We start from the raw sequence: 26,247 nt of genomic DNA on the forward strand, positions 1-26,247 counted from the left end.
GAGCTACCACGCACTGTCGGCCTCGAGGTGCGTGACGGCTCACCGTTCGGGGGGGTAGATGCTGCCCAGGCACGGGTCGTCTCACCCGATTCGATAGGTTCGACAGGTGCGTATCGCGACCTGGAATGTCAACTCCATCCGCAGCCGGATCGATCGCGTGCTCGCCTTCTTGGAGCGTCACGATGTCGATGTCCTGGCCATCCAGGAGACGAAGTGCCGCGAGGATCAGTTCCCCGGTCTCGAGCTGCAGTCGATGGGGTACGAGTTCGCTCACTTCGGCGTCAACCAGTGGAACGGTGTCGCGCTGATCTCCCGCGTCGGGCTGACCGACGTGCATCGTCAGTTCGCTGATGACCAGCCGCACTTCGGGGAGATCCTCGAACCTCGTGCCATCGGGGCGACCACCGGCTCGATCCGGATGTGGAGTCTCTACGTACCCAATGGCCGCGAACTCGACCACGAGCACTACGCCTACAAGCTGGACTGGCTCAAGCGCCTCGAGGCCGCGGGTCGTGCCTGGCTCGAGGCCGACGATCAGGCCCAGGTCGCGTTGACCGGCGACTGGAATATCGCCCCCCAGGACGATGATGTCTGGGACATCACCGAGTTCGAGGGCAGGACACACGTGTCGGAGCCGGAACGCGCGGCATTCTCGTCCATCGTCGAGGCCGGGTTCAGCGATGTCGTCCGCCCCCACACGCCGGGCCCGGGCGTCTACACCTACTGGGATTACCAGCAGCTGCGGTTCCCGAAGCGTCAGGGCATGAGGATCGACTTCATCCTCGGTTCGCCGGCGCTCGCCGCGCGGGTGACCGATGCCTTCATCGACCGCGAGGAGCGAAAAGGCAAGGGCGCCAGCGACCACGCCCCGGTCGTCGTCGATCTCGCCGACTGAGACCCGCCGGGCTACGCGCCACTTTTGCCGGGCTCTGGCCCTCGAATGGGTGTCTGAGGGGCCACAACCCGGCAAAAGTCGGACCCGGAGGGTCAGGACTGGTCGGGGATCTCAATGGCGTTGAGGCGGCTCTTGTCGACGAAACCGGTGCGGAAGGACGCGCGGCCGACCATGTGCGCCGACACCGGCGCGGTGAGCATCTGGAAGATCGACACCACGACGATCACGGTGATATCGCCCAGGTCCTGAGCACGGAGTGCCAGGCCCGCCAGGATCAGCAGAAGGCCCAGGGTCTGCGGCTTGGTGGCCGCGTGCATCCGGGTCAACAGCTCGGGGAAGCGCAGGATACCGATACCCGCGACCAGCGCGAAGGCCGCTCCGAGGATCAGCAGCGTTCCGGCGATGTAGTCGATCATCGGATCTCATCCTCTCGCTGCGTCTGCTCGGGTGTGTCCGGGCGCTTGGCCGCGCTGCGATCCGAGTCCGGCGCGGCGTAGCGGGCGATGCTGACCGACCCGAGGAAGGCGACCAGTGCCAACGCGACCAGGACGGGCAGGGTGTTGGTGTGGTTGTTGACGGCCGCCTCGACGCCGATGGCCCCGACACATGCGGCGACGAACACATCGGCGGCGACGGTGCGATCGAGCATCGTCGGCCCACGCACGATGCGGACCATGCACAGGACGCCGGTGAGCCCCAGGATGACGGCGCAGATGATGCCGACGGTGGTCATGCCTTCGCCTCCTCGGCCCGCAGCTGATCGCGGCTGGTCTCGTAGTCGTCGCGCGAGCCGAAGGCCGCGAGGACGCGATGTTCCTGATATCGCGCTTTGCGCCGTGCTGTCTCTATCACCTCGGGTGTCGAGCCGTCGAGGACGTGCAGCCACATCCGGCCGGTGTCGGCATCCAGCTCGATCAACAACGATCCCGGCACCAGTGACACGAGCTCACCGGTCATGACCTGCAGGAGATCGGATTTCCCGACCAGATGCACCTCGATCACCGCGCTGCGCGGGGGAGCGGCCGGGCGGATCGCGATCCAGGCCACCTGGAAGCTCGCCACCACCAGATCGAAGAAGAAGCGAGCGAGCAGCCACAGGGCCGACAATGGCCGGAACCGCCCGTGCAGGTCGACCGAGGGGAACGGGAAGACCACGATGACGAGCGTCGCGACGATGAGACCGCCGATGACGTTCAAGACCGTGACCTCGCCCCAGAGCATCGACCAGACGATGGTGAGCCCGATGATGACGGGAATGCGCAGACGGTTCACTTGCTCAACACCGCCTCGATGTACGGCGTGCGTTCGAGCAGCTCGGTGGATGCCCGGTCGGCATAGCCCATGATCGGACCGGCGAAGACGGTCAACCCGACCGTGACGAGCGCGAGCGCGAGGGTCGGCACCGCCATCCGGGCCGGGAGCCGGGAGTCGTCCTGGAGCTCCTTCCAGCTGGTCGTGCGCTGTGTCGTGGTGGCGACGCTCTTGGCGCCGTAGAGGGAGCCACCCGTGGGCGTCCAGTCCATGGTCAATGATGCCGAGGGCAGTTCGTCCTCGTCCTTGGGCTGCCAGAAGGCACGGTTCCAGATCTTGGCGATCGCATAGAGGGTCAGCAGGCTGGTGGCGATCGCGGCGACGACGCCCGTCGCCGCCAGCCATTCGTGGTCCTCGACACCGGCCTGGACGAGAGCGAGCTTGCCGAGGAAGCCGGAGAACGGCGGGATCCCGGCGAGGTTCATCGCGGGGATGAAGAACATGATCGACAGGATCGGTGCCAATCGCGCCAGACCGCCGAGGCGGTCCAGATTCGTCGTGCCCGCCCGGTACTCGACGAGACCGGCCACCAGGAACAGCGTGGTCTGCACGGTGATGTGGTGGGCGATGTAGAACACGGCGCCCTGCATGCCCAGCTGTGTGCCCAGGGCGATGCCGAAGAGCATGTAGCCGATGTGGCTGACCAGCGTGAACGACAGGACACGTTTGATGTCCGACTGCGCCACCGCGCCCAGGATGCCGACCACCATCGTCAGGATGGACGCCCACAGCAGCAGGGTGCGCAAGGTGTCGGGTGTGAACAGCAGCGTCTGCGTGCGCAGGATCGCGTAGATGCCGACCTTGGTCAGCAACCCGGCGAACACCGCCGTCACCGGTGCTGGAGCGGTCGGATAGGAGTCCGGCAGCCAGGCGTAGAGGGGGAAGACCGCCGCCTTCACCGCGAAGGTGAGCAGCAGGAGCAGCTGGAGCAGGGTCGCCACACCCGTCGGCAGCTCGCCGAAGCGGGTCGCCAGCTGGGCGAAGTTGACCGTTCCCGTCGCCGCGTAGACCGCGCCGATGGCGATGAGGAAGAGCACCGAGGAGATCAGGCTGACGATGATGTAGATCGTGCCCGATCGGACGCGGGCATTCGTGCCCCCGAGGGTGATCAGCACATAGGACGAAGCCAGCAGGATCTCGAAGCCCACGAAGAGATTGAACAGGTCGGCGGACAGGAAGGCATTGGAGACGCCCGCGCTCAGCACCAGGAAGGTCGGGTAGAACACCGACAGCGGTGTCTTGCGGCCGTATTCGACGATGCCCTGGCCGATCGAGTACAGCAGGACCACCAGGGTCACGATCGTCGACACGATCAGCATGAGCGAACTGAATCGGTCCGCGACGAGGCTGATACCCAGCTCGGCCGGCCAGCCCGCGACATTGAAGGTCTGGGGGCCGAAGGCGTCTGCGCGGTACAGCAGCGTCGCCGATGCGGCGACGACCAGCATCAGCGTGACGATGCTGATGATGCGCTGGAGGAAGGCGTAGCGCCCGAAGGCCAGGCACAGTCCAGCGCCCAGGAGCGGGATGATGACCGGTGCGAGCACCAGCTGTTCGAGGATCGAATCGTTCATGCCGCCACCTCGCGAGAAGAGGCGAGGGTAACGAGGTGCCGGCATGAGTGCCTGCCGATGGTTCGCTCGCTGCGCTCGCTCATGCCGCCACCTCGCGAGAAGAGCCGAGGGCGGCGAGGTGCCGGCATGAGTGCCTGCCGATGGTTCGCTCGCTCATCGATCGCCCTCTCCACGGACGGTGTCGGTGGAGACGCCGATATCGTCCGGCTCATCCGCACCCTCCTCATCGGGCAGCGACTCGTCGAGCTCGGTGTCCTCGAAGGTCGTGGAGGCCTCGTCGCGTTCGGCGCGGCGGCGGATGAAGTCGTCCTCGAGGTCGTCCTGGACGTCGTCGGTGCCGGTCAGCTGGAAGGCGCGATAGGCCAAGGCGAGACCGAAGGCGGTGACGCCCATCGTGATGACGATCGCGGTCAGCGCCATCGCCTGGGGGAGCGGATCGCTCATCGGCCCCTCACCTTCGCCGATCAGGGGTGCACGGCCAGCGGGCCCGGAGGCGATGAGCAGCAAGACGTTGAGTCCGTTGCCGATCAGCACGAAGCCCACGAGGATGCGGGTGAGACTGCGTTCGAGCATGAGGGTGACGCCGGCGCCGACCATCACGCCGGCCACGATGACGAGGATCAGATTCGGACTCATGTCCTCACCTCCGGGCGGGAGTCGCGATGCGCGGAGACGGCGGCATGGACACCGCGTCGATGATTCGCTTGCTCGTGCTGGTTCATGCGGGGGTCGCCTCCTCATCCTCGGCCTCGGCCTGCTGGTCGATGCCCGCGCCGAGGCTGCGCAGGACGTCGATCGCGAGTCCGACCACCACGAGGTACACACCGATGTCGAAGAACACCGAGGTCACCAGGTGCAGCTCGCCGAGCGGACCCAGCGGGATGTCGAAGATCGCGCTCTGCAGCACGCCGCCGCCGAGCAGAGTCGGGATGATGCCCGACAGGGCCGCGACCGCGAGACCGGTGCCCAGGACGAGGCCGGCGTCGACGGGGGCGGCGTTGTCGAGCTCCTCGCGCCCGCCCGCGAGGTACCGGATCATCAGGGCGAGGCTCGCGATGAGACCCCCGGCGAAGCCCCCGCCGGGGGAGTTGTGCCCTGCGAGCATCAGGTAGATCGAGAAGACGATCACGGTGTGGAAGATCAGGCGGGTGACGATCTCGAAGACGATCGAGCGGCGGGCATCGTGCAGATTGGCGGCCAGCCACTGATTCGAGTCCGGCGTGACGACGCGGTGCGGGCGGCTCAACCCACGCGTGGAGCGGTCGGTGATGAGGAAGATCAGGCTCGCGACACCGGTGGCCGCGACGACCAGGACGCTGAGTTCGCCGAGCGTGTCCCAGGCGCGGATGTCGACGAGCGTGATGTTGACGATGTTCTTGCCGCCGCCGTACTCATAGGCGGGCTCGGGCCAGCCGGCGGAGATGGGGTCGGCGATCCGGGCATTGGAGGAGATCAGCGCGACCCCGGCCACCAGGAGCCCGACGCCGGTGCCGATCGCGATGCGTACCCAGCGCATCACGTTGAAAGGTCGGTCGGAGAAGAACGGGGGGAGGCGGCGGAGCACGAGCACGAAGGTGACGAGCAGGAAGGTCTCGACGAGCACCTGAGTGAGCGCGAGGTCCGGAGCGCCGTGGGCCACGAAGAGGATCGCCGTGCCGTAGCCGGTCAGCCCGAGCAGTAGCACGGCACGCAGACGCCGCCGCGATCGCACGGTGAGCACGGCCGCGATGATCATCAGGATGCCCGCGGCCATCTGCAGGTAGTTGTCCGCCAGACGGATGTCGCTCACCTGGGGTGTCTCCCAGGCGCGGATGAGCGCCCAGCCGGGGACGATGATGAGCGTGACGAGGATGACGCCGAGGTAGAAGGGCAGTGAACCGCGTTGCGTACGACCGGTGACCTCGACCGCGAGGCGATCGATCCCGCGCATGATCGCGTGATAGGACCGATCGGCATCGGGCATGGGCAGCCGGTCGACGACTAGGTGCTGGGCCGCCGCGACGGGTCGACGGAAATGGAACAGCGCGAGCCCGGCGACGATGCAGAAGGCGGAGAGCCACAGGGCCGGGGTGAATCCGTGCCAGAGCACGAGGACGGGCTCGTGCGTCCCTTCCGGGAACTGCTCCGCATAGGACGCCACACGGGGTGTGAGCCACCCGCCGACGAATCCTCCCGCCACGGTGAAGATCGTGATGAACACCGGAACGCCCTGGAAACCCGGGGAGAAGCGCCGTGGCGTGCACAACGGGACATTCGCTTTGCTGCCGAAGGCGCCCCAGACGAAGCGCGCCGTATAGGCCATCGTGAGGATCGATCCGGCGACGATGCCCGCGAGGGCGAGCCAGCCGCCGAGACCCCAGCCCAGGTCGTGTCCGAGATCGACATAGGCGGTGAGGGCCGCCTCCTTGGCGGTGAAGCCGAGCATCGGCGGGATGCCGGCCATCGATCCTGCCGCGATGAGGGTCGTGACGAACAGCACCGGTCGGGCCTGCCGCAGGCCGTTGAGCTCACGCAGGTCGCGGGTGCCGACGGAGCGGTCGATGATGCCGACGATGAGGAACAGCGCCGACTTGAACAGTGCGTGCGCGCACAGCAGTGAGAGGGCGGCGAATCCCGCCGCCCTCGTGCCGGTGCCCGCCATCGCGACCAGGAATCCGAGCTGGCTGACGGTGCCGTAGGCGAGCAGCAGCTTGATGTCGTACTGCCGCAGCGCGCGGAGTCCGCCCACGATCATGGTGAGGAGGCCCAGCGTGACCAGCAGCGGTCGCCAGCCCGGTGTGTCGGCATAGGCAGGGGCCATGAGGGCAACGAGGAAGACCCCGGCCTTGACCATCGCCGCGGCATGGAGGTACGCGCTGACGGGGGTCGGTGCTGCCATGGCCCCGGGGAGCCAGAAGTGGAAGGGCACGAGCGCGGACTTCGACAGCGCGCCGATGAGGACCGTCATGACGCCGGCGGTCACCCAGGCATTGGGCTCCGGTGGTGACGCGATCATCTCACTGAGCAGCGCTGTGCCGCTCTGCACGTAGAGGATCACCAGTCCGATGAGCATCGTCAGGCCGCCGAAGGTGGTGACGATGAGGGCGCTCAGGGCCGCGCGCCGGTTGGCGCGGCGGTCGGGGTTGTGGCCGATGAGCAGGAAGGACAGGACGGTCGTGAGCTCCCAGAAGGTGTAGAGCACGAAGACATTGTCCGAGAGCACCAGGCCGAGCATCGCGCCGGCGAATCCGGTGAGAACACCGGCGAAGCGCCAGATCTCGGGGTCGCCGGGGCGGAAGTACCACGAACAGTAGATGAGGACGAGTGCCCCGATACCGGTGACGAGCAGCGCCAGGATGGCCGCGAAGGGGCCCATCGCGAAGTCGAGGTCGAGTCCGATCGACTCTACCCAGGCGATCCGTTGGACGACTGCCTCGCCCGAGCGCGTGACCTCGAGGGCCTTCGGCAGCAGCCAGGCGAAGGAGAGCGCGGGAGCCAGCGCCACGATCCAGAAGGCACGGCGGTCCAGCAGGCGGATGAGGGCAGGGGCGACCGCGGCAGCGAGGAAATGGAGCGCGATCAACCAGAGCATGGTTGAGCACAGCGTAGCGGAACTGTCCCAGCGCGCCGATCTGAGTATTGTCCTTCGGTCGGCGGAAAAGGTCCAGCGGTGTCACGATGAGGGCATGTCCGAAGAACGCCAGGGCGCGGTGGAACCCCGAGGCGTCGAGCCTCCGCGCTGGGCGCGTCGCGCGGTCGTGATCATGGTCGCCCTGCTGCTGGCGCTCGGCGCGTACGCTCTCGCCGCGGCCTTCCTCCCGCGTTGGTGGGGGGAGCGCATCGGCGCGCTGATCGGCGGTTCCACCCCGACCGGTGTCCTCTGGGGAATGCTCTTCGGTGCTGTCTTCACGGCCCTTCCAGTGTTCCTGCTGGCCTTCGTGCTGAGACCGCGATGGAAGGTCCGGGTCGCGCTGGTGCTGCTCGCGGTGGTGGTGGCGGTGCCCAATCTGCTGACGCTGTCGGTCGTGCTCGGAGGGAATGACGCCGCACGCGACGGACGCGATGTCTGGTCGCGCGAAGCGCCGGGTTTCGTGACCGGGACGTGGGTGGGTGCCGCGGTGGGTGCGCTCGTCTCGGTCCTGCTGATCCTGGCCCGCTGGTCGGCCGTCCGGAGGCGGCGGCAGCTCGGGGCGCTGCGCCACGATCTGGAGGTGAGCTCCGAGTCGGACCGGCTGCATCGAGAGGAGGCCGATCGGCTGCGTCGCGTCGCCGGGGAGCGCGAGGACGCGGAGCGTCGTCGCGACGAGCCGCCGGACCTCGCAGAGAATCGCTGACCGCGACGGCAGCGGCACGGTGGCGCCCGATGGGAGTGTCGGGGGCCCTGGCTACCGTGGGCGCCAGGAGGTCAGGGTGAGGCAGAACGCGTACGCAGGGAACTGCGCCGACTGTGGTGTCGAGGTCGGCCCGCAGGCCGGCTTCCGGATCGGCTTCGGCGAGGACGGCTTCACCGTCTGCACCGAGCACCGTCCCGCGCCGCCTCCGCGCGGCGACCATGAGGGCTGGCACACCGGACCACTGGCCTCCCTGGACTTCGAGACCACCGGAGTGGATCCCTTCGCGGACCGGATCGTGAGCTATGCGGCCCTCGGTCCCGCGGGCGATGACCTCGTCGGCAGGGTCAACCCGCAGGTGCCCATCCCGGACAAGGCCTCGGCGATTCACGGCCTGCACGACGCCGACGTGGCCTCCGCGCCCTCGCCCGTGGTCGCCCTCCGTGAGCTGACCGCATGGGTCACCGATCTCGCCGCGCGTCGGGTGCCGCTCGTGGTGTTCAACGCGGCCTTCGACCTCACCGTGCTGCGCACCGAGCTGTGGCGTTACCGCCTGCCGCAACCTCGTTGGGATGCCCTGCTGGTCATCGACCCCTTCGTCGTCGACTACGGCATCGAGCGCGGACGCCTCGGCTCGCGCCGGCTGGTCGATGTCGCCGACTACTACGGGATAGCGATCGAGCAGGCACATGACGCCGCGTGCGATGCGCGCGTGGCCCGCGAGGTGGCGATCGAGCTGGGGGCCCGCCATCGGCAGGTGGTCCGCGTCGAGCCACGGCTCGCCATGGCACAGCAGCGATTCTGGGCGGCGCGGCGCACGATGGACTTCAACCGGTTCGCCATGAGCCGGGGCCGGCGACTCGAGCCGATCCCGGATTGGCCGTTCGCCGCGGCATCGTGACCGACGTGATCGGCTCCGGGCCGGACGGCCGCACAGGGGCTAGCGTGGGGGACAGCACCGAGGAGGGGTGATGAACGAAGGACAGATCCGGCCACTGACCGTGGACGAATGCCGCGACTACCTCTCGCTGACCCGGCTCGGCAGGCTCGCTTTCGCCGGACCCGACCGTCTCGAGCTCCTGGTGCTCAACGCCGTCTCGGACGGCTGCACGGTGCTCCTGCGCACCGAGCCCGAGACCGTCCTGGCCACGATGGTGGCAGCGGGACCGGTCCCCGTCGCCTTCGAGACCGATCACCTCGACGAGCTGCTCCAGTCAGGGTGGAGCGTCACGGTCCACGGGACCGCGTCGATCGCCTCAGAGGCTCAGCGGGACGCGCTGCGGGGCGTCCTCCCGCACGCCTGGGCTCCTGGAGACCGCGATCTGATCATCGCGATCGACGTCGAGAGCCTCGGAGGCCGGAAGGTACGGGCGCGGAGCGGGCCGTGACCTCCGCGACCTGGACCTCGCTGCAATCCGAGCGCCACAGGGGCAGCATCTGGCGCAGTGCCACGATCAGTTCGAGCCGGGTGGTCGGATCGTCGAGCGAGTCGCCGAGCAAGTGACGCAGGTTCTTGATACGCGAGTGGGCCGTCTGCGGCGGGATGCCGAGCTCCCGGGCGAGCTTGTTGGTCGGCTGGGGGCGTTCGAGCATGGTCAGCAGGAACTCGCCGAGCGCCAGTCGCCGTGCGACCGGCATGGCCTCCCATGGTCCGAGGTGTTTGGTGGCCAGCAGTGAGCTCAGCATGGGGTCGCCGTCCAGCAGCAACGCGCCGAGAAGGTCCTCGACCGGCACCAGCACGCGCGGATCACGGGTCGCGCCATCGGCGAGCATGCGGGCGGCGCGCCAGACCAGTGAGGCCGAGGCGGCGGCGTCGGTCGGTCCGACCGCTGGACCGAGGACCGCTTGGCGGGTGAGCCTTTCGCCGAGCCGCGTGCTGGTCCACGTCGCCGGAACGAGCGCGAGGTGGCGATCGCGATCGGCGACGACACCCGGTTGGCGGCACAGCTCACCGGGCAGAGCGTGGGCGAAGGACACCAGCACCTGGATCTGCTCCCCGGGTTCGAGGCGAGCGAGGGCCCGGCGCTGATCGCGGCTGAATCGTGATCCGTCGTCACCCCGATCGGGGTCGAGGGGTCCCGATGCCGCTGTGGTGGCTCCGACCCGGCGATGCTCGTTCTCCAGGCCCTGGCGGGCGTGGTGGTAGAGCAGGTTCATATAGGTCATGAGCTCTTCGCGCAGCCGGATGAAGCGATCTCCGGTGATGGCATCGCCGATGCCGTAGCTGAGCCCGCGCTGCATCGCCGCGCGGGCGGAGCGGAAAGCCTGTCGCAGCGCCGCGACGTCATCGCCGCGCCGGGCCTGTCTCCTGCCGATCTCCTCGAAGTACAGACCCACGATCTCGGCCGCTCGCAGCGCATCGGCATCGTTCTCGGCGAAGGCCCGCACAGCCTGGGCGATCGCATCGTCGAGCTGGCGGTCGCTCACGGTGCCCGGGCTGGACACGGAGCGGCGGATCTGCAGGCGCAGGTGCGCCAACCGCTCCTCCGACAGCGCGTGTCGCGCGGTGACTGCCTCGTCTTCGGAGACCACGAGTGACATTCCCATCAACTCCCCATCACTGCGTGTCGTCCGGCCAGACCGGACGGCATGTCGTGAGGGGGCGACGCCTCGATGAAGCCACATCGCCCCCCGGTGACGCAATGCGAGACGACGGACTCGTGGTCAGTTCGTCCACTTCTTGTGATGTAGATGACAAAAGCAGGTTACGTTTCGATTACGAATCGACCTCTTCTCCGAAGTCGGTGGCGTCGTGACGTGAGCCACACCTAGCGTCTCGGCCAGGCACCGATCCATCTGAGGGGGCGGTTCGGTGCCGCCTACCTATCCACACCGCGTCAACGCGGACGACCGCTGGGGAGATGCACCGCATGGGCGGAACCGTCGAGGTCGAAGGCCTCACCAAGAGCTTCGGCAGCCAGAACATCTGGCGCGACGTCACGCTGACGTTGCCCCCCGGCGAGATCACGGCGCTGCTGGGGCCCTCGGGCACCGGCAAGTCGGTGTTCCTGAAATCGCTGATGGGCCTGCTGGAGCCCGAGGCCGGATCGTGTCTGGTCAACAACGTCGACATGGTGCGCGCCAATGAGGCCCAGCGTCTCGAACTGCGTAAGAGCTTCGGCGTGCTGTTCCAGGACGGCGCCCTGTTCGGCTCGATGAATGTCTACGACAATGTCGCATTCCCCCTGCGCGAGCACACCAAGTTCAATGAGGACAAGATCCGCTCCATCGTCATGGAGAAACTCGACATGGTCGGTCTGGTGGGCCAGGAGCACAAGCTGCCCGGCATGATCTCCGGCGGCATGAAGAAGCGCGCCGGCCTGGCCCGCTCGCTCGTGACGGACCCGGAGATCATCCTCATCGACGAGCCGGACTCGGGCCTGGACCCGGTCCGCACGTCCAATCTCGCGCAGCTGCTCATCGACATCAACACGGCCACCGACGCCACGATGCTCATCGTCACCCACAACATCGAGCTCGCGCGCACATTGCCGGACAATCTCGGCATGCTGTACCGCGGCGAGCTCGTGATGTTCGGGCCACGCGAGGAGTTCCTGCTGACGGACCATCCGGTGGTGTCGCAGTTCATGAGCGGCGATCCCGAGGGCCCGATCGGCATGAGCGAGGAGACGGACCACCGTCGCGGCGAGCCCCTCGACAGCGACCTTCCGCCCTACCCCGGCGGTGGAACGGCGGTCATGTCGCGACATGCCGGTGCGCGTTCGATCGAGGTGCTCCCGCGTCAGCTCCTTCCCAAGTCCGGTGCGATCCGCCCGAGCGCGGAGCGGCACCGCGAGCGCGTCGCCTCGGGTGCGGCGCCGCTGTACGTCGCCGACGACGAGGAGCGGGACCGAGTCCCGACCATTCCCCGTAAAGGAGTCGTCACCCGCGCGCTGACCTCCACCGGCGACCTGTTCGCCCTCGGATTGGACACGATCCGGTCCACCTTCAAGCGGCCCTTCGCCGCCCGCGACGTCCTCGAACAGTTCTGGTTCGTCGTCAGCGTGTCCTGGATCCCCGCGATGCTCGTCGCCATCCCCTTCGGCGCGGTCATCGCCTTGCAACTCGGCACCCTGACCGTCCAGGTCGGCGCCCAGTCGTTCACCGGTGCCGCGAGCGTGCTGGCCGTGGTCCAACAGGCGGCGCCGATCGTGACCACCCTGGTCATCGCCGGCGCCGGCGGGGCCGCGATCTGTGCCGATCTCGGCTCTCGCACCATCCGCGACGAGATCGACGCCATGAAGGTCATGGGCGTCTCTCCGATCCAGAAGCTCGTCGTCCCCCGCGTGCTGGCCTGCATCATGGCCGCCGTCCTCCTCAACGGCCTCGTCTCGGTCGTCGGTGTCCTGGGCGGCTACTTCTTCAATGTGGTCGTCCAGGGTGGGACCCCCGGCGCCTATCTGGCGAGCTTCACCGCATTGGCGCAGATCTCGGACCTGTGGGTCGGGGAGATCAAGGCCGTCATCTTCGGCTTCATCGCGGGCGTGGTCGCGGCCTATCGCGGGCTCAACACGGCCCCCGGCCCCAAGGGCGTCGGCGACTCCGTCAACCAGTCGGTCGTCGTGACCTTCATGCTGCTGTTCTTCGTCAACACGATCATCACGATGCTCTACCTGCAACTGTTCCCGGGCAAGGGAGCCTGACATGACTTACATTCCGCCTGTCCGTCGCCGTCGTTGGTGGGACAAGCCGGTCGACGCCCTGGGCTCGCTCGGCCAGGACCTGCGGTTCTACGGGCGCGTCCTGGCGTGGATCCCCGCCACGATCCGGCGCTATCCCAAGGACATCCTGCGACTGCTCTCCGAGGTGAGCTTCGGCTCGGGCGCGCTCGCGGTGATCGGCGGCACCATCGGCGTCATGGTCGGCATGACCCTGTTCGTCGGCACAGTGGTCGGCATGCAGGGCTACGCGGCCCTCGACCAGATCGGCACCTCGGCACTCAACGGCTTCATCTCGGCCTATTTCAACACCCGAGAGATCGCCCCGCTCGTCGCCTCGCTCGCGCTGTCGGCGACCGTCGGCGCGGGCTTCACCGCCCAGCTGGGTGCGATGCGGATCAACGAGGAGGTCGACGCCCTCGACGTCATGGCGGTGCCGAGCCTGCCGTATCTGGTCACCACGCGTGTCATCGCCGGCTTCATCGCGATCATCCCGCTCTATGTGCTGGGCCTGCTGACCTCCTATGCCGGTTCACGGCTCGTCACCGTGTACCTGCACGGACAGTCCGCCGGCACCTACGACCACTACTTCAACCTGTTCCTGCCGCCCGTCGACATCCTGCTGTCCTTCGTGAAGGTGCTGATCTTCGCGGTGCTCATCATCCTCATCCACTGCCGGATGGGCTTCACCGCGTCCGGCGGTCCCGCCGGTGTGGGGCTGGCCGTCGGCCGGTCGGTGCGCACCACGATCGTCACCGTCGCGGTGCTCGACCTCATCTTGTCGATGGCGCTCTGGGGCACGACCACGACCGTGAGGGTGGCCGGATGAAAAAGACCTCTCGCCTGCTCGACGCCGTCCTCGGCCTCGGCTACCTGGCACTCGGCGCGGCCCTCGTGGTCGCCTCGATGCTGGCGTACAACAAGGCCTTCACCCCTACGACGGATGTCCTGCTGCGCACCGGTGCGATCGGCAATGCCTTGCAGACGGGCTCGGATGTCAAGCTCAACGGGGTCCCGGTCGGTGAGGTCTCTCGGGTCCACACCGACCCCGGTGGTGCGGAGCTGACCCTCGCCCTGGAGCCGGATACGGCGGAGTCGCTGCCGGCCGGCACCACCGCCCGGCTGTTGCCGAAGACGTTGTTCGGCGAGCGGTACGTGTCGTTGGTCGTGCCGGCGAGCTCCACGGAGAACGGCCTCTCGGCCGGCGATGTGCTGCACCAGGACGACTCGGATGAGGCCGTCGAGCTCGAGGAGCTCTTCGACGAGCTCCTGCCGGTGCTGCAGGCCATCCAGCCCGAGAAGCTCCAGGCAACCCTGGGCGAGTTGTCGACGATGCTGCGCGGGCGTGGTGAGGAGCTCGGCGCCTCGATGAGCGACTGGTCGAACTACCTGGAGAAGCTCAACCCCCATGTGCCGACGATGGCGGAGGATCTCGCCAAGCTGGCCGAGGTGGCCGAGGTCTACGAGGAGGCCCTGCCGGACCTGCTCTCGGCCTTCGACTCGATGACCACCACGTCGGCGACCCTGGTCGATCAGCGGGCCACGCTGTCCGAGGTATGGGCGAATGTCATCACGGCCTCGAACACGACGGATGAGTGGATGCGCGCCAATCAGCGGACGATCGTGGTGCTGTCGGCCGAGAGCCGGCGCGCCCTCGAGGCGGCGGCCCCGTATGCACGGCAGTTCCCCTGCCTCTTCGACGCCGCCCGCAACTTCATCGAGCCGATGGACCGCACGCTCGGCAAGGGCACGAACGAGCCGGGCATCCACGTGGTGCTCAATGTCGTCCCCGCACAGGGCAAGTACGTTCCGGGCGCCGATGCCCCGCAGTACGCCACCGGTGGACAGCCCCGATGCCCGTACCAGACCGGCCAGACCGGGGCGAGCGGCGCGAGCGCGTTGTCGGCCCCGGGCCACGCCGACGAGGATGCGGAGATCGAGCAGATCGCCGCACCGCGCTCGGACTTCGCCCGCCAGCAGGCCGCGCTCACCGGTCTCGGCGACGCGAACTCACCGGCGGAGAACCAGCTGTTCGCCGAGCTCCTGGCGCCCGCCGAGGGCGTGGCGCCGTCCGACTACCCGCAGTGGAGCAGCCTGGTCGTCGGCCCGGTGCTGCGTGGCGCGGAGGTGACCCTGCGATGACCAAGATCCTCATCAAGAGCATCGTCTTCACGCTCGTCACGGTGCTGGCGACGATGTTGCTGGCGGGCACGATCCGCAACAGCGTCGGCGGCGCAGCCACGGAGTACAAGGCCCTCTTCACCGATGTCACGAGCCTCAACAACGGCGACGACATCCGCATGGCCGGGGTCAAGGTCGGCACGGTCCGCAAGATCGAGGTCGCGCAGAACCGGCTCGCCGAGGTCACGTTCACGGTGCAGGACAAGGCGCCGATGCGGGCCGGCACGACCGCCGAGCTGCGCTTCCGCAATCTCGTCGGCCAGCGCTACATCGCGCTCGAACCGCCGTCCACCAGCGCCGAGGTGCTGCCCGCCGGTTATACGCTCCCGGCTTCCTCGACCAGTCCCGCCCTGGACCTGACGATGCTCTTCAACGGCTTTCAGCCGCTGATGAAGTTCCTCTCGCCCGAGGACGTCAACAAGCTCTCCGAGCAGATCATCGCGGTCTTCCAGGGTGAGGGCGCCACGGTCGAGGGGCTGCTGTCGAGCACGTCGAGCCTGACCCAGACGATCGCCGAGAAGGACGAGGTCATCGGCCAGCTCATCGACAGCCTCACGGTGGTGCTCACGACGATCAACGATCGCTCCGATCAGCTCGACCGGACGATCATCACATTGCAGCAGCTGGTCTCCGGGCTCGCCGAGGATCGCGAGGTCATCGGCAGCACCCTCGACGGCCTGGGCGACCTCACCACGAGCGTGTCCGGCCTGCTCGAGGAGGGCCGTGCACCGCTCAAGGGCTCGATCGAGGCCCTCGACCGGCTCAGCGGCAATCTGTCCAATGCCAGCGCCGTGCTCGACTCCTTCTTCGAGGTGCTGCCGGTCAAGCTCGATCGGATCGGCCGGCTCGGCAGCTACGGTTCCTGGCTGAACTTCTATGCCTGCTCGATCCAGGGCAAGATCCCCGACCCGGAGGGCTATATGGGCGATCTGGGCATCTCGCCCGGTCCGAATGTGACGAGGTGTGTGAACTGATGGCGCGCTATCCCAAGGCGTTCGCGGAGCGCAACAAGGTCGTCATCGCCGTCGTCGGGCTGGTCACGCTCAGCGTGGTGTTCCTTGCGACCTTCAATGCCAACTCCCTCCCGGTGATCGGCGGCGGCAAGGTCTACACCGCGCAGTTCGCCGAGGCCGGCGGTCTCAAGAGCGGCAATGAGGTGCGCGTGGCGGGTGTCAAGGTCGGCGAGGTCAGCGGCCTCTCGCTGGACGGCACCACCGTCGAGGTGCGCTTCCGCGCCAAGGGCGTCGACCTGGGCGATCAGACGCGCGCGTCCATCAAGGTCAAGACCATGCTCGGACAGAAGTTCCTCTCGCTCGACCCTCTCGGGACCGGCGAGCTGGACGATCCCATCCCGGTCTCTCGCACCACGACTCCCTACGATGTCAACGCGGCCTTCTCGGATCTGTCGGAGACGATCGGCGAGATCGACACCCAGCAGATGGAGGCCAGCTTCACGGCGCTGGCGGATGCCTTCCGGGACACCCCCGAGTCGGTACAGGGCGTGGTCCGAGGACTGACCGATCTCTCGCGCACGATCTCCAGCCGCGATGAGGAGCTCGCCCAGCTGTTCTCCGCCACGGCCGATATCTCCGGCACGCTGAAGGACCGCAATGCCGAGTTCGCCCGGCTCATCAACGACGGCAGCTCGCTATTGGAGGAGTTGGAGAACCGGCGCGAGACGATCCGCGCGATGCTCCAGGGCACTGCCCGCCTCGGTACCGAGCTCGAGGGTCTCGTCCGCGACAACGAGGAGCAGCTGCGGCCGGCCCTCGCCAAGCTCGACGAGGTCGCCGCCATCTTGCAGCGCAATCAGGACAATCTGGAGTCGGCGATCAAGCAGATGGGCCCCTACTACCGCGGTCTGGCCGCTGCGACCGGCAACGGCCGCTGGGTCGACTCCTATATCTGCGGTCTGTTCGATGAGCAGGGCGCCCCGGTGCTCGACAACTCGGTCGACCGTGACTGCACCCCAGGAGGTCAGCGATGAGCTCGGTCCTGAAGCAGACCCTCGCCCTGATGGTCGTCCTCGCCCTGGTGGTGGGCGCCTGGCTGGGCTTCCGCTGGCTCTCGGAGCGTCAGGCGACCCAGTTCGATGCGCTCTTCGAGTCCTCGATCGGCCTCTACCCGGGGTCGGACGTGCAGATGCTCGGCGTGGCGGTCGGCAAGGTCACCGCGGTGGAACCCGATGGCGGCCAGGTCCGCGTCTCGATGCGGCTCGAGGGCGACTACGCGGCGTCGGCGGACACGGAGGCGGTCATCATCGCCCCGACCCTCGTCAGCGACCGCTTCGTGCAGCTCACCAAGCCCCACGAGAACGGTCCGGAGCTGGAGTCCGGCACCACGATCACCGAGACGGCCGTGCCGGTCGAGATCGACCAGATGTACGAGAGCCTGGAGGATATCGGCACCCAGCTCGGCCCGCACGGCGCGAATGAGAACGGCGCGCTGGCGGACCTGCTGACGGTCTTCGCCGAGAACCTCGACGGCCAGGGTGCCGACCTCAATCAGATGATCGAGGAGTTCGGGAAGATGACCGGCACCCTCTCGGCGACCGACGAGGATCTCTTCGCGACGATCGCGAACTTCAAGGAGTTCAACGACATGCTCGTGGAGAATGATCGCACGCTCGCGACCGCCAACACCCAGCTCGCGACCGTCGCGGACTTCCTCGCCGAGGACCGCCAGGACATGCAGTCGGCCATCGCCAATCTCGGTCAGGCGCTGGGCATCCTCGACGACTTCATCCGCGACAACCGCGACAACCTGCAGACGAGTGTCGAGAACCTCATCGGCCCGACACAGGTGCTGGTCAACCAGAAGCAGGCCCTTGAGGAGTCGGTCCGCACCATCCCCCTGGTGCTGCAGAACTTCCTCAACGCCTATGAGCCCGGCTCGAACACCCTGCACGGCCGCGGCAATCTCAATGAGCTCACCGTGTGGTCGAACAGCGGTCTGGCGGCCCAGACCTCGGAGCAGGCGCCGCTCACGCTCTTCAGCGAACTGGAGGACGGCCAGTGAACACCAAGCCCCAGCGGTTCCGGCTCGTGGCCGTCGCCGCGGTCGCGGCCATCACCCTGAGCGGCTGCGGCATGCTCAGCGGCGGGGTCTACGACGCACCGCTTCCCGGCGGCGCCGATGTCGGGTCCGATCCGCTGCGCATCAGCGCCGACTTCGAGGATGTCCTCGATCTCGTGCCCCAGTCCAGCGTCAAGCTCGACAATGTCGACATCGGCCGTGTGCAGCGTGTGGAGTTGAACGAGGACGGCGAGAGCGCCCGCGTCGACCTCGTCATCAACCGCGAGGCCGATCTGCCGGCGGGGACGGTCGCCCGCATCCAACAGACCTCGCTGCTCGGCGAGAAGTACGTCGCGCTGGTGCGTCCGTCGGAGGATGCCGAGAGGACCACCGCGTCGCCGATCGCCGATGGCGACCACATCGGCCTGGCCGAGACCTCGCAGGCCGCCCAGGTCGAGCAGGTGCTCGGTGCCCTCTCGCTCGTGCTCAACGGAGGCGGGATCGAGCAGTACCAGGAGATCTCCCGGGAGCTGCAGCAGGTCTCCACGGATCGTCCCGAGGAGATCAAGGGTTTCCTGCGGCAGATGGAGGCCTTCGTCTCGGTACTGGACGAGCGCAAGGAGTCGATCACCGGGGCTCTCGACAGTCTCAACTCGCTGTCGCAGACCCTCGAGAGCGATACCGACCGGATCGTCAAGGCTCTGGACGGACTCAGCCCGGGCATGGAGGTGCTCGTCGATCAGCGCACCCAGCTCGTGGCGATGCTGGAGGCCCTCGACCGTCTCTCCGATGTCACCGTCGAGACGCTCAACGCGGCACAGGACGATATCGTCGCCGACTTCAAGGCCCTCGAGCCGATCCTCGATCAGCTGGCCAAGGCCGGATCCGCGCTGCCGGAGTCATTGCAGATCCTGCTGACCTATCCGTTCCCCGATTCGGTGCTGGGAGCGATCAAGGGCGACTACATGAACGTCTTCATCACGACCAATTTCCGCACACTGCCGGCGAACTGCGCCGTGGGCAGTTGCGACTGGCCTCAGGTCAACAGCGCGTCCTCGCCGAACACGGGCCACAGCCTGCAGCGCCAGGAGACCGGTGATGAGGCACCGCCCAGCGAGGAGCCCGGGCTGCCCGCCGATGTGCCGCCGACCCTGTTGCCGCCGACCGATTCGGCGGTACCCGGGTTGCCGTCGCCGACCATCGGCGTGCCGCCGTCGCAGCTGCCGGGCACCGACCCCGGCCCGAGCGCCCCACCGAGCCCCGAGGCTCCGCCCGAGTCCATGCCTCCGCGAGGTGATGAGTGATGCTGACCGGTTCGATCAAATCCAAGCTGATCGTCTTCGTGGCGGTCGCCCTCGTCGCCACGAGTTATCTCGGCGCGACCTATGTGGGCATCAACCCGTTCAGCTCGTCGTACCGCGTCACGGTCGAGCTGCCCCAGGGCGGCGGTGCCTTCACCAACGGGCAGGTCACCTATCGCGGCGTGCCCGTCGGTCGGATCAAGGACCTCACGGCCACTGACGAAGGTGCCGAGGCGGTGCTGCAGATCAACGGCGATGCACCGTCGATCCCCGCCGATGTCACCGCGACGGTGGCCAATCGGTCGGCGATCGGCGAGCAGTACATCGATCTGCGCGGCACCGGTCGTTCGAGTGAGGAACTGCAGGCCGGGGATGTCATCAAGGCGTCATCGCGGGCCGTGCCGCCGCCGATCGAGAATCTGCTGCGCACCGGTCGCGACTTCGCCGCCTCGGTGCCCGAGGAGGATCTGAAGACCGTCATCGACGAGGCCTATGAGCTCTCGCGAGGAGCGGGTGAGCACCTGGGCCAGCTGATCGACACCTCGCGGGAGTTCGTCGAGGTCGCCGATCAGAACTTCCTGGTGACCCAGGGACTCATCGAGAACTCCGATCGTGTGCTGTCCACGCAGATCGAGTCGGCTGAGAGCATCAAGAGCTTCAGCACCGATCTCGACCTCTTCTCCGCGGCGCTGCGTGATTCCGATACCGAGCTGCGAGCACTCATCGAGAACTCGCCGATCGCGGCGCGGGAGATGCACCGGCTGTTCGATCAGGTCGGCACGCCGCTGGGAACGCTCATGGCGAACCTGGTCACCCCGGCGCAGATCTTCGGCATCAACTCCGCCGGAGTGGAGGACGCGCTGATCCGGGCACCGGAGGCATTGAGCGTCGGCTGGGCGATCAACGGTTCGCAGGGACTGAACCTGGGACTCGCGCAGACCTATTTCGATCCGCTGCCCTGTGTCGCGGGTTACAGTGGCACCGACCAGCGAAGCGGGCTCGACACATCGCCTGGGCGCCCGTTCAATACCGCGGCCGGGTGCACCGCTGACCCGAACAGCGGCTCGAATGTCCGCGGGCCGGGCAGTATCGCGGGCGGCCTGCCGGCAGCCGCCGCCAATGTCTCGTCGGCACAGGGGTTGGGAGACCTCTTGGGAGGAGTGGGATGACCATGGCGGAGGCCGAAGCCCAGACCGAGGAGGCTCGGAGCGACGAGGTTCAGGCCGAGGGCACGGCACCGCCGGAGGATCGTCCACCTCGTCGAGCGGCCGGAGGCTGGGCAGCCTGGCTGGGCATCGGGGTGGCCGTCGTGCTCGCTCTGTCCGGTGTGCTCGCCGCGTGGGCCGCCCTCAACGACGACACGATCGAGCGCGCCGAGACGCGCGACGCGGTGCTCGTGCGAGCCACCCAGCACATCGAGACACTCAATACGCTCGACTACCGGGAACTGGATGCCGGTCTGGAGGCGTGGACAGATGCCTCGACCGGCACTCTGCGCGATCAGCTCGCCGGTGTCCCCGATGAGGAGAAGCAGATGCTCGCCGAACAGCAGATGATCTCCAGCGGAGAGGTCGTCGAGGCGGCGGTCACCGATCTGGATGACGACACCGCGACGGTCATCGCCGCCGTCGAGGTCACGGTCACCGATGACAGCGATCCCGATGCCGAGCCGACGGTCAAGCGCAACCGGTTCAGCGCCGAACTCCTCCACGAGGATGGCGACTGGAAGCTCGAGTCCCTGCAGCAGGTGTCGGTGAGTCTGTCATGAAGGCGACGACGCGATGGATCGTGATCGGCGTGCTCGTGGGCGTCGGACTCGCCGGCTGGGGCACCTCCTGGTACGTCTACCAGGACGCCGCCTCACAGAACGCGGCCCTCATCGAGACGGCGCCGACGGCCGAGGTGCAATCACAGGTCACCCAGGCGCTCACGCAGGTCCTGACCTATGACTACAACGATCCCGAGGCGACCGAGGAGGCCGCGCAGCGGCTGCTCGCCGGTGACGCCTATGAGGAGTACGAGACGCTGTACGCCGCGCTGGCCGAGCAGGCGCCGGATCAGCAGCTCACCCTCACCGCGCAGGTCCAGGCGGTCGGGGTGACCGAGCTGAGGGACGACCGGGCCGAGGTGCTGGTCTTCCTCGACCAGTCGAGTCGTCGTGAGGGTGACGAGGAGGCCTCGGTGTCCGCTGCACAGATCGCGGTCGGCGCTCAGCTGGACGGCGATGTCTGGACGATCACCGACCTGCGCGTCCTCTGAGCAACCGGCGATCGGGTGGCGAGAGCATCAGCTCAACGTCGTCGCGGCGGATGCGGACGGATGTTGATGCGTGAGGGTTGCTATGACGACCTGAACGCATCGAGTCCCGGGCGGGTCCGAACTGACGGTGATGCGTTGTGGTCGCTATAGCAACCACAACGCATCATCTTCGGTCCCCTGCGCCGCTCGACGATCCGAGGGCGGGTCTGTCCACGTGTGGGACCGGACAGCCGCTGGGGAAGGTGCCGAGCTGCTCGATGTCGTAGCCATCCGGATAGCTGCGGATCCAGCGAATGTCCTCGAGCTGCTTCGGCCGGCGCCGTGCCGGCGCCGCCCGCAGCAACCGTCCTCGGCTCCGCAGGGCGAGCGGGCCGAGCCGGTCGAGGAGGCGGGGCGGCGCCTGATACCGCAGGGAGCGCCGCAGCGGCTCGTCCATGAGAGAGCGGGCGAAGGCGTGCATGAGCCGGTCCGGCACCCAGGGGTAGAAGGTGGTCATCAGGTCGAGCGTGGCGTCGGCGACCCGTCGGGCCCCGGGATCGAAGGCGAAGTGCTCGGCCTCGTAGCTGTCCATCAACCGGGCGAAGGCGTCGTAGTCCTCGGGGATGTCGCGGATGCCCATGTGCCGGCCGAGCTCGGTGTAGTAGCGCACCGAGGCTCGCACCTCGTGCTCGGTGAGCGGGCGTTTGCCGAAACGCTCGATCCAGCGAGCCGGCACGACCACGAAGGTGCTCAGGACATAGCGCATCTCGTGATCGGGGATGTCGTACGCGCGATGCATCTGATTGATCCGGCGGATCGCCGCCCGGGCATCGGCATGCTCGAAGCCCTTCTCCCCGGGGGCCGCGAGCAGGAGTGTCGTGTCGTCGTAGCGCTTCTGCGTGTCGGCGGTGAACGCGCCCGTCTCGTCGAGCAGCCGGCCGATGCCGGGCACCGCGTACGTGCGGAACAGCGCGAAGCTCAACGCCATCAGCATGTCCCACGGGAACTCGTGCTGGGCGAGCACGGCGTAGATCCGCCGGTAATCGGTGTCCGGGTCGAGTTCCTCGGTGTGCCGGCGCCAGTGGTCGCGCTTCATGACCCAAAACTAGAGTGAGCGCTCTAGATGTGCAAGGGTGCTCTCGTGAGAGCCGTCGCCCAGCACCGAGCAGAGCAGTCGACCCAGGTCATGATCCGTGCCACCGCCGAGCTCATCGAGGCCGGCGGGCTGCGGGCGGTCACCGTCGCGGCGGTGGCCCGTCGGGCCGGGACCTCGAATGGTTCGCTGTACCACCGCTTCGGCGACCGTGAGGGTCTGCTCGTCGCACTTCAACGGGACACGCTCGACGGCCTGGAGGCCGAGGCGCTCGCCGTCATGGAGCTCGCCCGCGAACAGGAGCCGGAGGCGGCCATGCGCAGCGCGGTCCGCGGTGCCCTGCGGCTCTTCGGCCAGTACCGCAGCGCGCTGCGGGCCTTCTTCGTGGAAGGACAGGAGATCGCCGCCTTCGAGGCACGTAACGCCGCATGCCTGCGCCTACTGTCCGAGTCGGCCGAGGGTCTCCTGATGGACCGGCTCGGTGTGTCCGCGACCGAGGCCGCGGCCGTCTACCGGGTGTTGTTCTCGGTCGGTGCGGCCCGGGCGCTGTTCACCGAGGAGCAGATGGGCAGCGAGCACGTCGGCGACGACGAGCTCGAGGCTGTGCTCGTGCGCCTGCTGCGTCGCTGATCAGCGCTCGATGTCGACCTCGCGGGTCTCCTTGCCGATGAGCAGGGCCACGAAGGTCAGCACGGCCATCGAGGAGAGGTACACGCCGACCCAGAAGGGGCTGCCGTCGCCGAGCGTCCATAGCCATACGGCGATGAATGGAGCGACCGCTGCGCCGAGGATCGAACTCACGTTGTAGCTGATGCCCGAGCCGGTGTACCGCACATTCGTGGGAAACAGCTCCGGGAGCAATGCGCCCATCGGACCGAAGGTGAGCCCCATCAGGGTGAAGCCCAGGACCAGCCACAGCATCACGAGCCCGCCGTCCAGCAGCGGCACCCATAGCAGCCCGAAGACCATGATCGCGGCCGTGACGACCAGCAGCGTGCGCCGGCGTCCGAAGCGATCGGCCATCGGCCCGGAGATCATCGTGAAGATGCCGAAGAACACGACGCCTCCGATCATCATCAGCACGAAGGTGTTGTACGAGTAGCCCAGACCCGACAGCTCCGCGTCCTGGGGCGCGCGTCCGTAGCTGAGCGAGAAGGTCGTCATCAGATAGAACAGCACATAGGTCGCGAGCATGAAGAAGGTGCCGAGGACGAGCTCTCGTCCGTTCGAGCGCACGACCGAGGCGAGCGGCAGCCGCTGCACCTTGCCGGTCTCGACGGTCTTGGCGAAGGCCGAGCTCTCGACGAGCTTCAACCGGATGTACAGCCCGATGATCACCATCACGGCGCTGAAGAGGAAGGGGATGCGCCATCCCCACTCGAGGAATGTGTCCGAGGGCCTCGAGGGATCGTCCGAGGGCATGATGACGGCGATCAGCAGGAAGAGACCGTTGGCGAGGATGAAGCCGAGCGGGGCACCCAGCTGCGGGAAGGTGCCATACCAGGCGCGTTTGCCCTGGGGTGCGTTCTCGGTCGCCACGAGCGCGGCACCGCTCCACTCGCCGCCGATCGCGAATCCCTGAGCGAGTCGCATGAGCACCAGCAGGAACGGTGCCAGCCAGCCCACCATCGCATAGGTCGGGAGCAGCCCGATGAGGAAGGTCGCGATACCCATCGTGAGCAGCGCCGCGACCAGCGTGACCTTGCGCCCGGATCGGTCACCGAGATGGCCGAAGAAGACCGCGCCGGCGGGGCGGGCGACCATCGCCGCGCCGAACACCGCGAACGAGGACAGCAGCGCCACGGTGTCATCGCCCTCAGGGAAGAACAGGTGAGGAAATACGAGTACCGCGGCGGTCGCATAGACGTAGAAGTCGTAGAACTCGATCGTCGTGCCCACGAGGCTCGCCATCAGCACGCGGGAGCGTGGGTTGGCGGGCGCCGGGGCGGTGGAAGCGGCAGGGGTCGACGGCATGGTGATGCTCCAGGGAGAGGTGGCGAACGCAGCGATGTTACGCCCATTCGATCCGAGCTCAGGGTGACGGGATGTTCGACGTGACCCGGCTCGCGTCGAGGCGGCGAGCGCCGAGCGTACAGTGATCTGAGTGACAGCTGTGCGACTCGACGGAGTGACCTTCATCCGCGCGGGCCGGGAGATCCTCCACGGCATCGACCTGACGGTGGAACGCGGTGAGCAGTGGGCGCTGCTGGGCTCGAACGGCGCCGGCAAGTCCACCCTGCTGTCGATCTGCTCGGCGACGACCTTCCCGAGTCGCGGCACGGCCCGCATCCTGGATTCCCAGATGGGACGGGTCGATCTGCGGGAGCTGCGACGATCGATCGCGGTGGTCGACGCACGGCATCCGCTCGGCTCGAATCTCTCGGTGCGCGACATCGTGCTGACGGGGGCGACCTCGACGATCGAGCGGATCCCGCGCTGGGAGCCGAGCCGGGAGGAGGCCGAACGTGCCGAGGCGCTGATGAAGCAGCTGGCCGTCGGTGACGACCCGACACAGCGTTGGCTCACGATGTCGCAGGGCGAACGGGGCCGGACGCTCATCGCGCGGGCGCTGATGACCGAGCCCGACCTCATGATCCTCGACGAGCCGTCGACCGGTCTCGATCTCGCGGCGCGTGAACGGATGATCGCCACCATCGATCAGCTCCCGGACACCGGTGTCACCACCGTCATGGTCACGCATCACTTCGAGGAGCTGCCGGTGCGCGTCAGTCACGCCGCGCTCATGAGCGCCGGTCGCCTCATGGCCGCCGGGCCCGTGGACGAGGTGCTGACCGATGCGCTGGTGAGCGAGGCCTATGAGCACCCGATCACGGTGGAGCGGGTAGGCGGTCGGTGGACCGCGCGAGCGCGTCTGCCGTGATGGACGACCCCAGTCTCTGGCTGCTGGCCTTCGTCGCCGCGGCGGCATTCCTGGCGGGCTGGACCGATGCCGTGGTGGGCGGTGGGGGCCTGGTGCAGCTGCCCGCTCTGATGATCGCCTTCCCGCATGCCGCGCCCGTGCAGTTGCTCGCGACCAACAAGCTCGGATCGATTGCCGGCACCACGACCTCGAGCATCACCTATCTGCGCCGGGTGCGCCCCGACCCGCGGACCGCGCTGCCCCTCGCGATCGCCGCCTTCGCGGGAGCCCTCGGCGGGGCCTTCGTGGCCTCGTTCCTGCCGCGCGAGGCGTTCAACCCGATCATCCTCGTCGTGCTGGTGGTGGTGGGTGCCTACACCCTGGCGACTCCGAGGCTCGGGCTCGTCACCCGCGTCCGGTTCTCCGGCAGACGGCACTACGGAGCCGCGATGACGACCGGCATGCTCATCGGGTTCTACGACGGTGCGCTCGGCCCGGGCACCGGGTCCTTCCTCGTATTCGCGCTCGTGGGGTGGCTGGGATACGGGTTCCTCGATGCGAGTGCGAAGGCGAAGCTCGCGAACTGGGCGACGAACTTCGCCTCATTGCTGGTCTTCGTGCCGCAGGGCGCCGTGATGTGGAAGATCGGCATCGTCCTGGCCGTCTTCAATGTGGCCGGTGGCTATCTCGGTGCCCGGACGGCGGTGGCGAAGGGTGCCACGTTCATCAGGGGCGTGTTCGTGATCGTCGTGGGCGCCTTCATCCTCAAGATCGGCTGGGATGTCGTGCAGCAGCTGCTCTGATCCGTCTG

General features: G+C 67.6%; 26 protein-coding genes and 1 pseudogene. 18 read left to right on the top strand and 9 right to left on the bottom strand.

The window, feature by feature from the left end; translation table 11 throughout:
• The first annotated feature begins 106 nt into the window (after positions 1 to 106).
• On the top strand, positions 107 to 895 hold the full coding sequence (locus BHE97_RS15280; RefSeq protein ID WP_087624895.1) for an exodeoxyribonuclease III: 789 nt from the start codon (positions 107 to 109) through the stop codon (positions 893 to 895).
• 92 nt (positions 896 to 987) lie between these two features.
• Here BHE97_RS15280 and mnhG read toward each other — a convergent pair whose 3' ends face one another.
• From mnhG to BHE97_RS15310, 6 genes are all read right to left on the bottom strand, one after another.
• Complete coding sequence (mnhG, locus tag BHE97_RS15285; RefSeq protein WP_087624896.1) at positions 988 to 1,311, bottom strand: monovalent cation/H(+) antiporter subunit G; 324 nt, start codon at positions 1,309 to 1,311, stop codon at positions 988 to 990.
• Complete coding sequence (locus BHE97_RS15290; RefSeq protein WP_087624897.1) at positions 1,308 to 1,628, bottom strand: monovalent cation/H+ antiporter complex subunit F; 321 nt, start codon at positions 1,626 to 1,628, stop codon at positions 1,308 to 1,310. The genes mnhG and BHE97_RS15290 overlap by 4 nt, the downstream gene beginning before the upstream one ends.
• Complete coding sequence (locus tag BHE97_RS20175) at positions 1,625 to 2,167, bottom strand: Na+/H+ antiporter subunit E (protein ID WP_170931447.1); 543 nt, start codon at positions 2,165 to 2,167, stop codon at positions 1,625 to 1,627. The genes BHE97_RS15290 and BHE97_RS20175 overlap by 4 nt, the downstream gene beginning before the upstream one ends.
• Positions 2,164 to 3,780, bottom strand: coding sequence for a Na+/H+ antiporter subunit D (locus tag BHE97_RS15300; protein WP_087624899.1), 1,617 nt, complete (start codon positions 3,778 to 3,780; stop codon positions 2,164 to 2,166). The genes BHE97_RS20175 and BHE97_RS15300 overlap by 4 nt, the downstream gene beginning before the upstream one ends.
• Positions 3,781 to 3,933: 153 nt before the next feature.
• The gene (locus BHE97_RS15305; protein WP_087624900.1) at positions 3,934 to 4,416 is read right to left on the bottom strand and encodes a Na(+)/H(+) antiporter subunit C; all 483 of its coding nucleotides are present in this window, start codon (positions 4,414 to 4,416) and stop codon (positions 3,934 to 3,936) included.
• A gap of 82 nt (positions 4,417 to 4,498) precedes the next feature.
• The gene (locus BHE97_RS15310; RefSeq protein WP_087624901.1) at positions 4,499 to 7,351 is read right to left on the bottom strand and encodes a Na+/H+ antiporter subunit A; all 2,853 of its coding nucleotides are present in this window, start codon (positions 7,349 to 7,351) and stop codon (positions 4,499 to 4,501) included.
• Positions 7,352 to 7,445: 94 nt separating this feature from the next.
• Here BHE97_RS15310 and BHE97_RS15315 point away from each other — a divergent pair, with 94 nt between their 5' ends.
• From BHE97_RS15315 to BHE97_RS15325, 3 genes are all read left to right on the top strand, one after another.
• Complete coding sequence (locus tag BHE97_RS15315; RefSeq protein ID WP_087624902.1) at positions 7,446 to 8,093, top strand: hypothetical protein; 648 nt, start codon at positions 7,446 to 7,448, stop codon at positions 8,091 to 8,093.
• Between the two features lie 76 nt (positions 8,094 to 8,169).
• Positions 8,170 to 8,991 (top strand): exonuclease domain-containing protein, encoded by an 822-nt coding sequence (locus BHE97_RS15320; protein WP_170931448.1) that lies wholly within the window; start codon positions 8,170 to 8,172, stop codon positions 8,989 to 8,991.
• A gap of 70 nt (positions 8,992 to 9,061) precedes the next feature.
• Positions 9,062 to 9,478, top strand: coding sequence for a pyridoxamine 5'-phosphate oxidase family protein (locus tag BHE97_RS15325; protein WP_087624904.1), 417 nt, complete (start codon positions 9,062 to 9,064; stop codon positions 9,476 to 9,478).
• On the opposite strand, the gene BHE97_RS15330 is transcribed toward BHE97_RS15325, so the two are convergent.
• Positions 9,417 to 10,637 (bottom strand): helix-turn-helix domain-containing protein, encoded by a 1,221-nt coding sequence (locus BHE97_RS15330; RefSeq protein WP_170931449.1) that lies wholly within the window; start codon positions 10,635 to 10,637, stop codon positions 9,417 to 9,419. The two genes, BHE97_RS15325 and BHE97_RS15330, sit on opposite strands and share 62 nt — an antisense overlap.
• A gap of 323 nt (positions 10,638 to 10,960) precedes the next feature.
• Here BHE97_RS15330 and BHE97_RS20775 point away from each other — a divergent pair.
• The 11 genes and pseudogenes from BHE97_RS20775 to BHE97_RS15380 all read left to right on the top strand — a co-directional run.
• Positions 10,961 to 11,557, top strand: a pseudogene (locus BHE97_RS20775) (ATP-binding cassette domain-containing protein); the annotation flags it as partial.
• 396 nt (positions 11,558 to 11,953) lie between these two features.
• A complete protein-coding gene (locus BHE97_RS15335; RefSeq protein ID WP_236757734.1) occupies positions 11,954 to 12,733 on the top strand; it encodes an ABC transporter permease in 780 nt (259 codons plus the stop codon).
• Position 12,734: 1 nt separating this feature from the next.
• On the top strand, positions 12,735 to 13,577 hold the full coding sequence (locus tag BHE97_RS15340; protein WP_087624906.1) for an ABC transporter permease: 843 nt from the start codon (positions 12,735 to 12,737) through the stop codon (positions 13,575 to 13,577).
• Positions 13,574 to 14,890, top strand: coding sequence for an MCE family protein (locus tag BHE97_RS15345; protein ID WP_087624907.1), 1,317 nt, complete (start codon positions 13,574 to 13,576; stop codon positions 14,888 to 14,890). The genes BHE97_RS15340 and BHE97_RS15345 overlap by 4 nt, the downstream gene beginning before the upstream one ends.
• Positions 14,887 to 15,903, top strand: coding sequence for an MlaD family protein (locus tag BHE97_RS15350; protein WP_087624908.1), 1,017 nt, complete (start codon positions 14,887 to 14,889; stop codon positions 15,901 to 15,903). The genes BHE97_RS15345 and BHE97_RS15350 overlap by 4 nt, the downstream gene beginning before the upstream one ends.
• Positions 15,903 to 16,916 carry an MCE family protein gene (locus BHE97_RS15355; RefSeq protein WP_087624909.1) on the top strand — a complete coding sequence of 338 codons (1,014 nt, stop codon included), beginning with the start codon at positions 15,903 to 15,905 and terminating at the stop codon, positions 16,914 to 16,916. Before BHE97_RS15350 ends, BHE97_RS15355 begins: the two co-directional genes overlap by 1 nt.
• Positions 16,913 to 17,947 carry an MCE family protein gene (locus BHE97_RS15360; RefSeq protein ID WP_087624910.1) on the top strand — a complete coding sequence of 345 codons (1,035 nt, stop codon included), beginning with the start codon at positions 16,913 to 16,915 and terminating at the stop codon, positions 17,945 to 17,947. The genes BHE97_RS15355 and BHE97_RS15360 overlap by 4 nt, the downstream gene beginning before the upstream one ends.
• Positions 17,944 to 19,248, top strand: coding sequence for an MCE family protein (locus tag BHE97_RS15365; protein ID WP_087624911.1), 1,305 nt, complete (start codon positions 17,944 to 17,946; stop codon positions 19,246 to 19,248). The genes BHE97_RS15360 and BHE97_RS15365 overlap by 4 nt, the downstream gene beginning before the upstream one ends.
• On the top strand, positions 19,248 to 20,414 hold the full coding sequence (locus BHE97_RS15370) for an MlaD family protein (protein ID WP_087624912.1): 1,167 nt from the start codon (positions 19,248 to 19,250) through the stop codon (positions 20,412 to 20,414). Before BHE97_RS15365 ends, BHE97_RS15370 begins: the two co-directional genes overlap by 1 nt.
• Entirely contained in the window at positions 20,411 to 21,013 is a 603-nt protein-coding gene (locus BHE97_RS15375) for a hypothetical protein (RefSeq protein ID WP_087624913.1), read from the top strand. Before BHE97_RS15370 ends, BHE97_RS15375 begins: the two co-directional genes overlap by 4 nt.
• The gene (locus BHE97_RS15380; protein WP_087624914.1) at positions 21,010 to 21,504 is read left to right on the top strand and encodes a hypothetical protein; all 495 of its coding nucleotides are present in this window, start codon (positions 21,010 to 21,012) and stop codon (positions 21,502 to 21,504) included. Before BHE97_RS15375 ends, BHE97_RS15380 begins: the two co-directional genes overlap by 4 nt.
• Positions 21,505 to 21,667: 163 nt before the next feature.
• Here BHE97_RS15380 and BHE97_RS15385 read toward each other — a convergent pair whose 3' ends face one another.
• Complete coding sequence (locus tag BHE97_RS15385) at positions 21,668 to 22,579, bottom strand: oxygenase MpaB family protein (protein ID WP_087624915.1); 912 nt, start codon at positions 22,577 to 22,579, stop codon at positions 21,668 to 21,670.
• A 45-nt stretch (positions 22,580 to 22,624) separates the two neighbouring features.
• On the opposite strand from BHE97_RS15385, the gene BHE97_RS15390 reads away from it, so the two are divergent.
• Entirely contained in the window at positions 22,625 to 23,206 is a 582-nt protein-coding gene (locus tag BHE97_RS15390) for a TetR/AcrR family transcriptional regulator (RefSeq protein ID WP_170931450.1), read from the top strand.
• On the opposite strand, the gene BHE97_RS15395 is transcribed toward BHE97_RS15390, so the two are convergent.
• Positions 23,207 to 24,550, bottom strand: coding sequence for an MFS transporter (locus BHE97_RS15395; protein ID WP_087624917.1), 1,344 nt, complete (start codon positions 24,548 to 24,550; stop codon positions 23,207 to 23,209).
• A gap of 130 nt (positions 24,551 to 24,680) precedes the next feature.
• Between BHE97_RS15395 and BHE97_RS15400 the strand changes: the two genes are divergently transcribed.
• Together BHE97_RS15400 and BHE97_RS15405 are read left to right on the top strand one after the other, a co-directional pair.
• Positions 24,681 to 25,457 carry an ATP-binding cassette domain-containing protein gene (locus BHE97_RS15400; RefSeq protein WP_087624918.1) on the top strand — a complete coding sequence of 259 codons (777 nt, stop codon included), beginning with the start codon at positions 24,681 to 24,683 and terminating at the stop codon, positions 25,455 to 25,457.
• The gene (locus tag BHE97_RS15405) at positions 25,457 to 26,239 is read left to right on the top strand and encodes a TSUP family transporter (RefSeq protein ID WP_087625009.1); all 783 of its coding nucleotides are present in this window, start codon (positions 25,457 to 25,459) and stop codon (positions 26,237 to 26,239) included. Before BHE97_RS15400 ends, BHE97_RS15405 begins: the two co-directional genes overlap by 1 nt.
• Positions 26,240 to 26,247: the final 8 nt, after the last annotated feature.

It is taken from the genome of Aeromicrobium sp. PE09-221 (assembly GCF_002174305.1).
Lineage (GTDB): Bacteria > Actinomycetota > Actinomycetes > Propionibacteriales > Nocardioidaceae > Aeromicrobium.

Coding starts and splice junctions, on each gene's coding strand:
- mnhG (WP_087624896.1), bottom strand. CDS start 1,311: ATGATCGACTACATCGCCGGAACGCTGCTGATCCTCGGAGCGGCCTTC.
- BHE97_RS15290 (WP_087624897.1), bottom strand. CDS start 1,628: ATGACCACCGTCGGCATCATCTGCGCCGTCATCCTGGGGCTCACCGGC.
- BHE97_RS15300 (WP_087624899.1), bottom strand. CDS start 3,780: ATGAACGATTCGATCCTCGAACAGCTGGTGCTCGCACCGGTCATCATC.
- BHE97_RS15305 (WP_087624900.1), bottom strand. CDS start 4,416: ATGAGTCCGAATCTGATCCTCGTCATCGTGGCCGGCGTGATGGTCGGC.
- BHE97_RS15310 (WP_087624901.1), bottom strand. CDS start 7,351: ATGCTCTGGTTGATCGCGCTCCATTTCCTCGCTGCCGCGGTCGCCCCT.
- BHE97_RS15315 (WP_087624902.1), top strand. CDS start 7,446: ATGTCCGAAGAACGCCAGGGCGCGGTGGAACCCCGAGGCGTCGAGCCT.
- BHE97_RS15325 (WP_087624904.1), top strand. CDS start 9,062: ATGAACGAAGGACAGATCCGGCCACTGACCGTGGACGAATGCCGCGAC.
- BHE97_RS15330 (WP_170931449.1), bottom strand. CDS start 10,637: ATGGGAATGTCACTCGTGGTCTCCGAAGACGAGGCAGTCACCGCGCGA.
- BHE97_RS15340 (WP_087624906.1), top strand. CDS start 12,735: ATGACTTACATTCCGCCTGTCCGTCGCCGTCGTTGGTGGGACAAGCCG.
- BHE97_RS15345 (WP_087624907.1), top strand. CDS start 13,574: ATGAAAAAGACCTCTCGCCTGCTCGACGCCGTCCTCGGCCTCGGCTAC.
- BHE97_RS15350 (WP_087624908.1), top strand. CDS start 14,887: ATGACCAAGATCCTCATCAAGAGCATCGTCTTCACGCTCGTCACGGTG.
- BHE97_RS15355 (WP_087624909.1), top strand. CDS start 15,903: ATGGCGCGCTATCCCAAGGCGTTCGCGGAGCGCAACAAGGTCGTCATC.
- BHE97_RS15360 (WP_087624910.1), top strand. CDS start 16,913: ATGAGCTCGGTCCTGAAGCAGACCCTCGCCCTGATGGTCGTCCTCGCC.
- BHE97_RS15370 (WP_087624912.1), top strand. CDS start 19,248: ATGCTGACCGGTTCGATCAAATCCAAGCTGATCGTCTTCGTGGCGGTC.
- BHE97_RS15375 (WP_087624913.1), top strand. CDS start 20,411: ATGACCATGGCGGAGGCCGAAGCCCAGACCGAGGAGGCTCGGAGCGAC.
- BHE97_RS15380 (WP_087624914.1), top strand. CDS start 21,010: ATGAAGGCGACGACGCGATGGATCGTGATCGGCGTGCTCGTGGGCGTC.
- BHE97_RS15385 (WP_087624915.1), bottom strand. CDS start 22,579: ATGAAGCGCGACCACTGGCGCCGGCACACCGAGGAACTCGACCCGGAC.
- BHE97_RS15395 (WP_087624917.1), bottom strand. CDS start 24,550: ATGCCGTCGACCCCTGCCGCTTCCACCGCCCCGGCGCCCGCCAACCCA.
- BHE97_RS15405 (WP_087625009.1), top strand. CDS start 25,457: ATGGACGACCCCAGTCTCTGGCTGCTGGCCTTCGTCGCCGCGGCGGCA.